Raw genomic sequence first — 12,887 nt, forward strand, 5'->3', positions numbered from 1 at the left:
GACATGACCTTGTCGAAAGCCGTCGTGCGTAAAGAGCGCTAACGCGCGTGGACGTGCCACTTGCCAAAAGCCGCGGGTTTTTTGCTATCTGGCCTCGAGAGCACCAGGCACCAACGGCCCAATCCACCCAGCCGGCAACCGAATCGCAAACGTCGCCCCCCGTCCCCGCCCTTCACTGCTGACACTGAGCGTCCCCTCATGCAGCTCCACGATCCGCCGCGCGATATACAGCCCCAGTCCCAGCCCGGTGGCATTGTCATGCTGCTGCAGCTTGAACGCGCCAAACACATGCGGCAAATCGTCCGCCTCGATGCCCTGCCCAGAATCGGCGATATCGATCTCGATCCATCCCCCGGTACAGCGGATACCAATGCGGATCACCCCGCCGACCGGCGTGAACTTGACCGCATTGAACAGCAGGTTCCAGCACACCTGCTGCAGGCGCTGCCCATCGGCCTCGAAGCGGATGTCCGCGCCGTAATCGGCCGGTGTCACCTGCATCAGGATCTGCTTGGCATGCGCATGCGGCTCCACCGTGGCGATGGCTTCGCGCAGCACCTGTCCCAGCACGATCGGCTTGCGCACGATGGACATCTGCCCGGTCAGCGTGCGCGCCGCGTCGATCAGGTCGTCGACCATGCCGGCCTCCTGGCGCACGTGCACGCGCATCGATTCCAGGCCGCTGACGGCCTTCTCTGGCAGGTCGGGAATCGTGCGCAGCATCAGTTCGATGCGCATCGACAGCGCCGACAGCGGTGTGCGCATCTCGTGCGAGACGGTCGCCAGGAACAGCTCGCGCGTGCGGCTCACGCGCGTCAGGTCGGCGATGGTTTCGCGCTGCCGGTCAAGCGTGCTCGATAGCGTAAGCAGCAGGGTTTCGTAGGTGGCCATGCGCTGGGCGGAGACCGGCGCGTCGAGTCGCACCTCGCTCCATAACAAATGGCCCGACACGCCGATCTGCCGGCCGATGCGCTCGCAGGCCAGGGGCGAGCTGAAATCGGCAAAGCGCCAGCCGAACACCAGCACGCCATACACATTGCCGTGCAATAGCAGCGGCAGCGCGCGCACGCAGAAGCCTTCGCTGAATTGGCTGGCCGTGGGTGCGCCCTGCTGGCAGACGTCGCGCACCAGGCTGCGCTCGAGCGCCGTGCCGGGGCCGTCCTCGGCCCACAGCGTCGACTGCCCGGCGAGAAAGGTCGACATGCGCGAGCTGGTCAGTGGCCCGATGCGGCGCACGCCGGTCGTGTTGTAGACCGACGTCACCAGTCCGGTCGCCTCGGCGTACTGGCGCAGCGGCGCGCGCCAGTCGTCCCAGTCGATGGGCGGCTTGTCGGGCAGGTCGACGGCGATCACCGGTTCGTTTCAGCCGGTTGATGCGTCGACTCGGGCATCGGGTCGCCATTGGCGACGGCTTCCTCGATCATCGGACTCTGGCGCGATGGGGACCGCGACAACAGGCCGTAATACGACGAGAACGGCAGTTGCGGGACGGCCTGGGTATTGCTGTCGCTGTCGTCCAACAGACTCAGGCCGCCCACGCCGATCGTGTATTCGCGCGTGACTTGCAGGTTGCGGCTGCCGCGCACTTTCGGCACCGCCAGCGCGCGCCGCAGCACGGTGGAAATTTCGACGTAATTGAGCAGGATGATGTTGTCGACCAGGTGCGAGCCCTTGAGTTCTTCGCTGATCTGCGACACGCCCAGCAGTTCCGGGCTTTCGTAATTAAACAGCGTCGTGGCCAGCCGGTTCTTGAAGAAGCTGGCCAGCGCGTACAGGTAATCGGCCACTTCGCTGCGGCTGGTCATCTCATACACGGCGATCGAATCGAACACCACGCAGTCGATGCCTTCCTTTTCCACCAGCTTGATGATGCGGTCGAAGTGCACGTCCAGCTCGAGTTCGAGCGGCGACTCGTAATGGATGAACAGGTCGCCCGCATCGACCAGTGCCTGCAGGTCGAAGCCGAGGGGCTTGGCGTTGCGCATCAACTGGCGTGCGTGTTCGTCCAGGCTGATCAGCAGGGCCTTGTGGCCGTTCTTGATGGCGTCGCTCAGGAACTGCACGCTGAGCACTGTCTTGCCGGTGCCGGAAATGCCGCTGACCAGCGTCACCGAGCCCTTGTAGATGCCACCGTCCATCATCTTGTCGATGGCGGGCGAGCCGGTCGACAGGCGTTCTTCCGAGGTCGGCTGGTCGGGCGACATGACCGGGCGCGACTGGGCGCGGCGGTACACGTGCACGCCCTCGTGCGGCTCGATGCGCATGGTGTGGCTGCCGCCGATGAAATCCTGGCCGCGCGACTTGGCCACCGTCAGGCGGCGATGCATGCGGCGGCGCGATTCTTCGAGCGTGAGCGAGATGATCGTGTCGAATACGAAGCGCTCATGTGCCAACACGCCGCCCAGCGACGCGTCCTTTTCGGCCGTGACCATCGTCGTCACGCCCAGACGCGTGAGCCCCTCGATCAACAGGTGCACGTCTTCGCGGAACGGGATGTCGTTGCCTTCGGCGTACAGGCGCAGTGGCGTCAGGCCGTCGATCAGCAGGCGCTTGGCGCCCATCGCCAACAGCGCGGCCGAGAACGCGCCGTCGCTGCTGCGAAATTCGCTCATCAACACGGCCGGGCTGGTCTGGATGATCTTGATCCGGCCCTGATCGATCATGCCCTGCAGGTCCCAGTCGAAGCCGGCGGCGTCGCGCAACAGCTTGGCCGGGTCGAGCTCGAACGAGACGATGGCACCCGGCTCATCGAAGTCGACGGCGCCGCGGTAGATGAAACCCAGTCCCAGCGTCGTCTTGCCCGCGCCGGGCGGCCCTTCGACGAGCAGGTTGTTATTGCGTGGAATACCACCGTGCAGGATCTCGTCCAGCCCCACAATCCCTGTCTTGACCAACGCGCTCATGAACCCACCTTTTCTGCAGAATGCGGAAGCTTATCATGTACACATGCTGCGCTCCCAAGACAGTCGCATGCGGCCAATTCTTGACCCTGGCAAGCCCATGATCTATTGTGTTGAATGATGCTGTAGAACAATCCCGCCAGCGCCCCCGACCACCGCGCGCCGGTTGTCGCATCTGCACCTCTTGTACGCTCTCTCGATACGCAAAGGCCGCCGCCCGCATCCATGGAACAACAGCGCACTCCCCTCAGCGACGCGGTCCGGCAAATCGTCGATGAAGCATTGCAGGCCGCCGCAAGCGAAGCCTCCGCCGGCCAGCCGGCGCAGGCCGAGGCGCTGTACCGCGCCGTGCTCGACCTCGCCCCCGGCCATGCCGAAGCCCACTTTGGCCTGGGCATGCTGGCGCGCGAGGCCGGCGATCTGGCTGCCGCGATCCCGCACCTGACCGAGGCCCTGCAGGGCGCCACGGACGAAGCGCGCTACTGGCTGGCCTACATCGAGGCGCTGATCGCCGCGCGCCAGTTCGCTACTGCGCACGAATTGATCGCATTGGGGCGCAGCCACGGCCTGACCGGGCCGGAGGTCGATGCGTTCGAACAGCAGCTGGCCACGGCCGGCGCGCCGGATCCCGAAACGATCGACGCTGCCGCCGCGCTGTTTGCGTCCGGCCGCCTGGACGAAGCCGGCTATGCGGCGCAGTTCCTGACCGATCAGTTTCCACAGCATCCTTTCGGCTACAAGCTGCTGGGCGGCATCCATCACCTGCAAGGCAACCTGCTGCAGGCGCTCGAGTCGATGCAGGTCGCCGTGCAGTACGCGCCGGACGACGCCGAGGCGCTGAGCAACCTGGGCTTGCTGCTGCGGGGCGCGGGCCGGCTGGCGGACGCGCAGGCGGTGCTCGAACGCGCCGTTGCGCTGCAGGCCGACGATGCCAACGCCCACAACCACATGGCGCTCACGCTGCTCGATGCCGGGCGTCTGAACGAAGCGCATGCCAGCGCCAGCACTGCACTCGCGCTCGATCCGGGCCATGCGCAAGCCGGCAATACGCTCGCGATGATCCTGCAGCATCAGAGCCGCGCGCTCGAAGCGGTTGAGGCCTACCGCGGCGTGCTGGCGCGCGATCCGCACAACACCGATGCGCACAGCAATATGCTGTTCTGCATGAGCCAGGTGAGCAGCATCGGTCCCGACGCGCTGTTTGCCGCGCACCGCGCGTTCGGGCGGCAGCTCGAAGCGCGCATCGATGCGCCGCGCACTGCCTGGGTCAACACGCCTGAGCCCGAGCGCGCCCTGCGCATCGGGTTCGTCTCGGGCGACCTGCGCAACCACGCGGTGGCCGCGTTCATCGAGCCGCTGCTGGCGCGCCTGGCGGGCCGGCCCGGCCTGGCGCTGCACGCCTATTACAACTATCCGGTGCACGATGCCGTGACCGCGCGCCTGCGCGGCCACATGGCACAGTGGCGCGACGTGGCCGGCCTGGACGACACTGCGCTGGACGCGCAGATCGTCGCCGATGGCATCGACATCCTGATTGACCTGGCCGGCCATACCGCCCACAACCGGCTGCCGGTGTTTGCGCGCAAGCCGGCGCCGCTGCAGGCGACCTGGATCGGCTATCCGGGCACCACGGGGTTGGCGGCGATGGATTACTACCTGACCGACCGCTTCATCCTGCCGGCCGGCCAGTACGACCACCTGTTCACCGAAAAACTCGTGCGCTTGCCGGTCTCGACGCCGTTCCAGCCGGCCGCCGGCGCGCCCGACGTGGTCGCGCCCCCGGCGCTGGCCAATGGTTACGTCACGTTCGGCAGCTTCAATCGCCTCAGCAAGATCAGCCGCGACGTGGTCGCCGCCTGGGCCGGCCTGCTGCGCGCCGTGCCCACTGCGCGGCTGATCGTGGCCGGCCTGCCAGATCACGGCGACGAGAGCCTGCTGCCGTGGTTCGACGAAGAAGGCATCGCGCCGGAGCGCCTGCGCTTTCATGGCCGCAGCGGCATGCACGACTACCTGGCCCTGCACAACGACGTCGATATCTGCCTCGATACCTTCCCGTATTCGGGCGGCACGACGACGCTGCACGCGATGTGGATGGGCGTGCCGACGCTGACGCTCGCGGGCGAGACCGCCGCCGGACGCCAGACGGCCTGCATCCTCGAACACAATGCGCTGCCGCAGTTCATCGCGCACGATACCGCCGCCTTTGCCGCCAAAGGTTTGGCCGCCTGCAGCGACCTGCCCGCGCTGGCCGGGCTACGCGCCGGCATGCGCGGCCGCTTCCCGCCTACCACGTCCGGCCACATGAACCGGATCGCCGACAGCGTCGAGCACGCGTTGCGCCTGATGTGGCGGCGCTGGTGCGCGGGCCAGCCGGCCGCCAGCTTCGGCGTGCCGATGCCGCCGGAGCACAAGCCGCAGCAAACGCTGAATCAGCAACCGGATAATGGCCCGGCGCCGGCGCCGGCCCTGGCTCCGACGCCCCCCCTGATCCGCGTCACCCAGCCGCACCTGCCGCCGCTGGACGAATTCATTCCCTACCTCGAGCAGATCTGGGAGAGCAAATTCCTGACCAATGGCGGCCAGTTCCACCAGCAGCTCGAAGCGGCGCTGTGCGAGTACCTGGGCGTCGCGCATATCTCGCTGTTCGCCAATGGCACGCTGGCCCTGATGACGGCCTTGCAGGCGCTGGGCATCGAAGGCGAGGTAATCACGACCCCGTATTCGTTCGTCGCCACCAGCCATGCGCTGCTGTGGAACGGCCTGCAGCCGGTCTTCGCCGACATCGACCCGGTCACGTTCAACCTCGATCCGGCCCGCATCGAAGCGGCGATCACGCCACGCACCACGGCCATCATGCCGGTGCACTGCTACGGAATTCCTTGCGACGTCCGGGCCATCGAACGCATCGCCCGCAGGCACGGCCTGAAGGTCATCTACGACGCGGCCCATGCGTTCGGCGTGCGCCAGGACGGCGCCAGCATCCTGCGCCACGGCGACCTGTCGGTGCTGAGTTTTCATGCGACCAAGGTATTCAATACCTTCGAAGGCGGCGCGATCATTTGCCATGATGCGGCCACCAAACGCCACATCGACCTGCTCAAGAACTTCGGCATCCAGGACGAGCAGACGGTCGTCGCGGCAGGCATCAACGGCAAGATGAACGAGGTCAGCGCCGCCTTCGGCCTGCTGCAGCTGCGCGGCATCGACGCCGCGCTCGCGCAGCGCCGGCAGATCGCGGCGCACTACCGGCGCCTGCTGGCGGCGGTGCCCGGCATCGATCCGATGCCGGACATGGGCGACGACGCCAACAACAGCTACTTCGCGGTGCTGGTGCGCGACACCTATCCCATCAGCCGCGATGCGCTGCACCAGAAGCTGCACGACGCGGGGATCCACGCGCGCCGGTATTTCTACCCCCTGATCACCCATTTTCCGATGTACAGCGCCATCCCGTCCGCGGCGCCCGCCAACCTGCCCCACGCCAACGTGATCGCGAACCAGGTCATCTGCCTTCCGATTTATCCGGCGCTCGACGCGCAGGACGTCGAGCGCATCGTCGGCCTGCTCGCAGCATCCTGAATCCCACGATGCATTCACCGACGCCTGACGCACTGCTCACCCGACTCGATCTGGGCGTGTTCGATCCCGGCGCCGCCTTCCTCGCTGCGGTGGCGCTATACCGCGCCGATCCGCTGTTCTGCGTGCCACCGCGGGTGCGCGAGATCATGGCGCGGCGCGGGGCCGACACCCCGGTCGTGCTGCTCGGGCGCAGCGACTTCGGCGCGCACCTGCTGCACGGCTTCAAGCGCCGCGCGCGCGTGCTGCACGTGGTCGACGACTTTCGCTGCGACCGTGGCGAGCAGTTCCTGCGCGTCGACTTCATCTCCACCGACCGCTTTCTCGAGATGGCAGGCCGCGATCCGGACCTCATCGCTGTCAACGCCTGCCGCACCGACGATTCGCGCCGCTTTTTCGACGAGGCGTGTCGCCAGCACGGCGTGCCCCACCTGAACTTCGAACAGGCCACACGGGCCTTCGGCCTGAGCGCCGCGCTCGATGAGCGGGTGGCCGACTGGGGCCCGACGATCGCCGAACGCTGCGACGACTACCTGGCGCTCGCGCGGCGCATGGCCGATCCGGCGTCGGCCGAGACACTGTTTGCCGTGCTGACCTTCCACCTGACCTGCAATCCCGAGTGGTTCCTGCATGTCGCCCGGCCGTATTCGACGCTGTATGTCCGTTCCGGACTGTTCGCGCTGTCGACGCACGAAAAGATGGTCGATTGCGGTGCCTCGATCGGCGAATCCACTGGCGCGCTGCTCGGCGTGACCGGGGGCCGCTTCGACCGCGCCTGGATGATCGAGCCGGACAAGATCAATATCGCTACCCTCCAGGGTTTTATCCGCAAGTTTGCCGGCACCGCGCATGCGGCGAAGCTGTCGCTGCATCCGGTCGCCGTCGGCGAGCATCGGGACCGCGTACCGTTCAGCCATATCGGCAGCCACGGCGGTGTGGTGCTGACCAAAGAGTGGGCGCACCTGTGCCCTCCGGCCGACTATGTGCAGATCGAGCGCATCGACGATATCGTCGACGACGCGCCGACCATCATCAAGATGGATATCGAAGGTTTTGAGATGGCAGCGCTGCGCGGCGCGGTCGCAACGATCCGCACGGCGCGGCCGAAACTGATGCTGTCCGCCTACCACCGCGCGGCCGACCTGCTCGACATGCCGCGCCTGATCGACACGCTGGTCCCGGATTACCGCATTGGCCTGCGCCACCACACGGAAGACCGCTGGGACACCTGTCTGTATTTTTACTGAGCGACCGCGAACGACCAACCCGACGGCCATCTTGGCCCGACCGCACCCTTACGAACCACAGGACACACCATGACCATCCAGCCATTTCGCCATGCGACGCTTGCCGATTTCAGCGCGCTCTCCAGCCACGCCGATACCGCCCTCGACGACCTGCACGCGTTCGACGAGGTCTACTTCCTGGGCGACCACACCGGCAGCTTTGCGCTGCGCGCCAACACGATCGCCAAATCGCTGCCCAATTTTGCCGGCATCGCCGTGTTCTCGGTCTCGCCCGAAAAGCGCACCCGCATCGCGCAGCAGTTGCCCCTGCGGGTCAACTGGCGTTTCATCGAGATCGCCGACCTGGTGGCGCGCTCGGCCAGCAAACGCGTCGTCGTCATCGATTTCAACGACAACCTGACGGGCAAGCAGGTCGCCGCGAAAATCGCGGCGCAGGGCGTGCCGGTGCGCGACTGCCTGTACGCGATGCACCAGCTGGATAACGTGCACACCTACCAGACCGTGCGCCAGGAACGCGAACACGTGCTGGCCAACCTCGACCAGTTCATCGCGCTGGCAGGACGTTTCAGCGACGACTGGTCGCGCACCACGCTGCTGGCGCGCCTGCGCGCGTTCCTGACGCTCGATCGCCGCCCGCTGATCGAAGCGGCCTTCCCGCTTGGTGAATTCATGAACGGCTTTTCGACCCAGGCCGGCCTGAAGGTCGGCACGAACGACATCTTCATCGATGCCGGGGCGGCGCACGGCGACACGGTTGCCCACTTCTGCCATATCGCGCGCGGCCAGTACCGCGCGGTGCATGCATTCGAGCCCGATGCAACCAACTTCGCCGCGCTGCGCAACCTGGCTGCGCACCTGCCCGACGTGCACCCGTATTTCGCCGGCCTGGGCGCAGAAGATGGCGAAGTCGATTTCTACGAAAACCCGGACAACCGCTTCGGCAGCAACTTCGCGGGCGGCGGCATCAAGACCACGATGAAGATCATGGCCATCGACAGCGTCGTCGACGAAGCCACGATCATGAAGATCGATGTGGAAGGCTGGGAAGCGCAAGTGCTCAAGGGCGGCGCGCGCACGATCGCCGCCTGCAAGCCGGACATGACCATCTCGGCCTACCACTATGCGAAGGACATCCCGGAGCTGCTGGCCACGATGGACGAGATCACCCGCTACCAGCACGTGGCGATGCGCCACTACTCATCGAGCCTGTACGACACGCAGCTGCTGTTCTCGGACCGCCAGGACTTCAGTTAAGCGCCGATGATCACGATCGGCTGGGCGTGGGTCGCGTGGATGAAGGTCCTGGCGGCGATGTCATGCTCGATCCGCCCAGCCTTGTCGACGATGCACAGCTTGCCGATCTGGCGGCCATGACCGACGATCACGCCCAGGCCGAGCGTGACCTGGGCGCCGATGCGTGCACCGCGTCCGATCACCACGCCTTCGTCGATCCAGGCCGAGTGGCCGACCGTGACGCTACTAGCGACGATGGCGCCGGCGCCGATCACGGTATTGAAGCCGATCCGGCTGCCATGCTGGATGATCGCGCCGGCGCCGATCCAGCAATTGTCGTCCATGCGCACGCCAGCGGCCACCAGGGCGCCTGGTTCGACCAGCGCCGGCATGGCGATGCCGCGCAGGCGCAGGCTCGCCATCAGGTCCAGGCGCATCCCATTCAGGAAGCGCGCGTCGAGCGCGACGAAGGCGCTGGCGCCCTCGCCATTGAGGCCATCCAGACCGTCCAGCGCTGCCGCCAGCGCGGCCTGGCCGGCGGCCGGGTCGATCTCCAGCGGCCGCAGCTCCAGCGCTGCCGCTGGGGCGACTGAGCGCCACGCCGCCAGCGCGCGCGCCAGTTCCGGCCCATGACCGATCACGTGCTTACAAGGCAAATTTCCCCTCCATCAGGTCCAGGTACCAGAATTCCAGGCTGGCGTTGATGAATTCGTAATCGCCAAGGTGGGGCGAGCGCGCGCCCGGGTGCAGCGTGCGCTGGATCTGTTCCATCACCGCGATATCTTCGCGCATGACGACATCGGTGCCCATCATGTGCGCGTGCAAAACCGCTGCCGACGACGCGTAGGGCTGCTTCTTCTTCGCCGTCAGGTAGTACACCACCAGGTCGGTGCGCCCGGGCGCCACCGGGATATGGTGCTCGACGATGAACGCGTGACCACCATTGGCCGACGCGATGTGCAGGTTCGGGAACGCCAGCCAGTTGTAGTACCAGTCCTGGTCGCGGTAACGCTCGACGTGGGCGTGGTACGGCTCGTCCGGGGGCGAGGCCATCGGCGCATCGCGCCCGCCGCCGCTGAAGCTGCGCATCAGGCCCAGCGCGCGGTTGCGGTCGGCGATGCCGGCCTGCTGCAGGCTGCGCAGGCCCGCCACGCCCTCTTCGCTGATGCTGGCCTCGAACTTGACGTCCTGGTACAGCGAGCGCGCATGCAGGTAACGCGGGTGGTGGCCGTCACGCAGGTTTTCGTAGGCCAGCTTCCAGTTGAAGTGCCCTTCGTAGGTCGTCATGATCACTTCGCTGTCGTAAGCCAGTGACGACGCCGTGAGCGAGGCCAGCATCGCCGCGCCGAACTGCTGCTTGATCGGCAGGGGCGTCTCGGCCAGGCACACGAACACCAGGTTGCCGACGACTTCCAGCGCGAAGCGGCGCAGGTGGATGCAGGCCCGCTCTTCTTGCGGGAAGCGGTACAGCGCGTCTTCGTGCGGAATGCGTGTGGCGCCCTCGCGGTCGAAGCTCCAGCCGTGGTAGCCGCAAAACAGCGGCCGCACGCCATGCGGCGCAACCTGGATGGGATTTTGCCGGTGCGGGCAGATGTTCTCGAAGGCACGCAGCTCGCCATGGAAATTCTGGATCACGACCGGGATGCCGAACAGCGTACGCGCAATGAAAGCGTTGTGCTTCTCGAGCATGACCTTCAGGCCGATGAACTGCCACAACGGCTTGAACAGCAGTTCGCGTTCGCGCGCGAACCAGGCCTCGTCGATGTACGCCTGCGGCGGCATGCGTGAACGCATTACTTGAACCTGAAAATCTTGGCCGGGTTGCCGATCATCGTCACGCCTGGCGGCACGTCGGCCATGACGACGGCGCCGGCGCCGATGATCGCGCCATCGCCCACCGTCACGCGCGGCAGGATGGTCGCGTGCGGATGGATGATCACGTCGCTGCCGATCCGCGCGCCACCGCCCACGAACACGAAACTGCCGATCGTGGTGTAGTCGCCGATCTGCACTTCGTAGCCGATCACACTGGTCGACTGGACGAACACGAAGTCGCCCAGGCGCGTGTCCACGCCCATGCGCACCTCGGGCTCGAACAGGCAGCCGGCGCCCATCTCGACACCGATCGCCTTGTGCAGGCCGGTGCGCAGGCTCATGAAGGTCGCGCCCTGCGCCAGCAGCGGCGCGGCGAAGCGGCGGCGCTGGGCCGGCTCGCCCAGCGCGCACAGGAATTCTTCGTGCGCTCTCGCCTGCCAGGTCAGCGGATCGCCCAGCACCGGCAGCGGCGTGGCACCCGCCAGGTCGCTGCGGTTATCAAGAAAGCCGATGACCTTCCAGTCGACGCCATTGGCGACGTCGCTTTGCATGATGTTGTAGACGCTGCGGCCAAAGCCGCCGGCGCTGATGATCAGCGCTTCTTTCAGGCACGGCGTCACGTCCATGGAATGCCTCCGTCCAGATGCAACTGCGTGCCCGTCACCTTGCGGCTGATATCGGCCAGCAGGTAGATGGCGGCGTACGCGACGTCTTCGGGCTTGCCCAGGCCCAGCGGGTACATCTTGGCCTTTTCGTCGAGCCAGGCGCGGTCGTCGTTCACCAGCGGCGTATCGACCAGGCCCGGTGCGATGGCGTTGGCGCGCATGGCGCGCGGCGCGATTTCCAGCGCCAGCGGGCGGATCATGCCTTCGAGCGCCGCCTTGGAGGCCGAATACGGGCCCACACCGACGGTGCCGGTGTGGGCCGCGATCGATGACATGAACACCAGCGAGGCGCCGTTGCGCAGCGTCTTTTTGGCCAGCAGCTGCTGGGTGAGCATCAGCGGCGCGAGAAAATTCGCATCGAGCACCGTCTGCATGAAACTCTGGCGCAGCATGCGCAGCGGCGTCACACCATGCACGCCGGCCGCGTGCACCACGCCATCGAGCTCGCCGCACGCGGCCACCAGCCGCGCCATCTGCGGCGGGTCGGTCAGGTCGGCCGCGCAGGCCACGTGATCAAGCCCCGCTTCGAGCAGGGCGAGCGTGGCGGCCAGGCGCACCGCATCGCGGCCGTTGATGACAACGCGCGCGCCGGCGCGGGCGCATTCGACGGCGACGGCGCGGCCAATGCCGCTCGACGCGCCGGTGACCAGCACGGTCTTGCCGCGCAGGTGGAACGGATGCTGGAACAGGGATGCGTCGTTCATCGCACGTGCAGGGTCAAGCCCGAATCGATGACCAGGGACGTGCGGGAGACCCAGCGGCTGGCCGGGGCCAGCAGCCAGGCGATCGCGCCGGCCACGTCGCCCGGTTCGATCATGCCCAGTGGCGCAAGGGCTGCCTTGTCGCCCGTGCTCATGACGTTTTGCAGGCCATCGAGCATCGGCGTGGCGACGTAGCCGGGCGAGACGCAGTTGGCGCGCACGCCCTGTTTCGCATGTTCGACCGCGATCGTGCGCACGGTGGCGGTCAGCGCCGCCTTGGCGCCGGAATAGATGCCGGTGGCGTGCGGCGCGACGTGTTCGGCCACCGCCGTCACGTACACGAGCGACGCATTGGCGGCGATCTTGCGCTTGGCCAGCAAGGCTTGCGTGAGCAGCACGGGCGCGTCATAGTTCACGGCAAACAGCTGGTCGAGGTGGCGCTGGGTCACCATGCGCATCGGCGCGAGCTGCGCGGCGCCGGCGCTGAACACGCAGCCGTCCAGGCTGGGCGCGGCATCGACGAGCTCCTGGCGCGCGGCCGGATCGGTCAGGTCGCCGATGATGCTCTGGTGGCCTGCGCCGGCCAGGCCGGCAACGACGCGCGCCAGGCGCTCATGGTCGCGGCCGCAGGCGAGGATGCGTGCGCCCATGTCTGCGCACAGGCGGGCCGTGGCTTCGCCGATGCCCGACGACGCGCCGGTGATCAGGATCGTCCGGCCGACAAGGCTGAACGGCGATGCATTCATGATC

10 protein-coding genes and 1 pseudogene are annotated in these 12,887 nt (G+C 66.7%); 4 read left to right on the plus strand and 7 right to left on the minus strand.

From position 1 onward, the window contains the following. Positions 1 to 84: 84 nt before the first annotated feature. Complete coding sequence (locus tag RCH14_RS11230) at positions 85 to 1,353, minus strand: HAMP domain-containing sensor histidine kinase (RefSeq protein WP_343026201.1); 1,269 nt, start codon at positions 1,351 to 1,353, stop codon at positions 85 to 87. Continuing rightward, on the minus strand, positions 1,350 to 2,903 hold the full coding sequence (locus RCH14_RS11235) for an ATPase domain-containing protein (RefSeq protein ID WP_343026202.1): 1,554 nt from the start codon (positions 2,901 to 2,903) through the stop codon (positions 1,350 to 1,352). The genes RCH14_RS11230 and RCH14_RS11235 overlap by 4 nt, the downstream gene beginning before the upstream one ends. A 222-nt stretch (positions 2,904 to 3,125) precedes the next feature. Between RCH14_RS11235 and RCH14_RS11240 the strand changes: the two are divergent. The 4 genes and pseudogenes from RCH14_RS11240 to RCH14_RS11255 all read left to right on the plus strand — a co-directional run. After that, positions 3,126 to 5,150 (plus strand): annotated as a pseudogene (locus RCH14_RS11240) (tetratricopeptide repeat protein); the annotation flags it as partial. A 144-nt stretch (positions 5,151 to 5,294) separates the two neighbouring features. Beyond that, a complete protein-coding gene (locus RCH14_RS11245) occupies positions 5,295 to 6,479 on the plus strand; it encodes a DegT/DnrJ/EryC1/StrS family aminotransferase (RefSeq protein WP_343026429.1) in 1,185 nt (394 codons plus the stop codon). A gap of 8 nt (positions 6,480 to 6,487) precedes the next feature. After that, a complete protein-coding gene (locus RCH14_RS11250) occupies positions 6,488 to 7,723 on the plus strand; it encodes an FkbM family methyltransferase (protein WP_343026203.1) in 1,236 nt (411 codons plus the stop codon). A 69-nt stretch (positions 7,724 to 7,792) separates the two neighbouring features. After that, positions 7,793 to 8,977: an FkbM family methyltransferase gene (locus RCH14_RS11255; RefSeq protein WP_343026204.1), complete on the plus strand. Its 1,185-nt coding sequence runs from the start codon at positions 7,793 to 7,795 to the stop codon at positions 8,975 to 8,977. Here the strand turns inward: RCH14_RS11255 and RCH14_RS11260 are convergent. Genes RCH14_RS11260 through RCH14_RS11280 form a run of 5 tightly spaced genes read right to left on the minus strand, consistent with a single transcriptional unit; the run spans position 8,974 to position 12,883 of the window. Continuing rightward, complete coding sequence (locus RCH14_RS11260) at positions 8,974 to 9,612, minus strand: hypothetical protein (protein WP_343026205.1); 639 nt, start codon at positions 9,610 to 9,612, stop codon at positions 8,974 to 8,976. The two genes, RCH14_RS11255 and RCH14_RS11260, sit on opposite strands and share 4 nt — an antisense overlap. After that, on the minus strand, positions 9,602 to 10,750 hold the full coding sequence (locus tag RCH14_RS11265) for an aromatic ring-hydroxylating dioxygenase subunit alpha (RefSeq protein WP_343026206.1): 1,149 nt from the start codon (positions 10,748 to 10,750) through the stop codon (positions 9,602 to 9,604). Before RCH14_RS11265 ends, RCH14_RS11260 begins: the two co-directional genes overlap by 11 nt. Next, on the minus strand, positions 10,750 to 11,397 hold the full coding sequence (locus RCH14_RS11270; RefSeq protein ID WP_343026207.1) for an acetyltransferase: 648 nt from the start codon (positions 11,395 to 11,397) through the stop codon (positions 10,750 to 10,752). The genes RCH14_RS11265 and RCH14_RS11270 overlap by 1 nt, the downstream gene beginning before the upstream one ends. Continuing rightward, a complete protein-coding gene (locus RCH14_RS11275; protein ID WP_343026208.1) occupies positions 11,388 to 12,140 on the minus strand; it encodes an SDR family oxidoreductase in 753 nt (250 codons plus the stop codon). The genes RCH14_RS11270 and RCH14_RS11275 overlap by 10 nt, the downstream gene beginning before the upstream one ends. Beyond that, on the minus strand, positions 12,137 to 12,883 hold the full coding sequence (locus RCH14_RS11280; protein ID WP_343026209.1) for an SDR family oxidoreductase: 747 nt from the start codon (positions 12,881 to 12,883) through the stop codon (positions 12,137 to 12,139). Before RCH14_RS11280 ends, RCH14_RS11275 begins: the two co-directional genes overlap by 4 nt. Positions 12,884 to 12,887: the final 4 nt, after the last annotated feature.

This window comes from Massilia sp. MP_M2 (genome assembly GCF_039123635.1).
Taxonomy (GTDB): domain Bacteria; phylum Pseudomonadota; class Gammaproteobacteria; order Burkholderiales; family Burkholderiaceae_D; genus Telluria.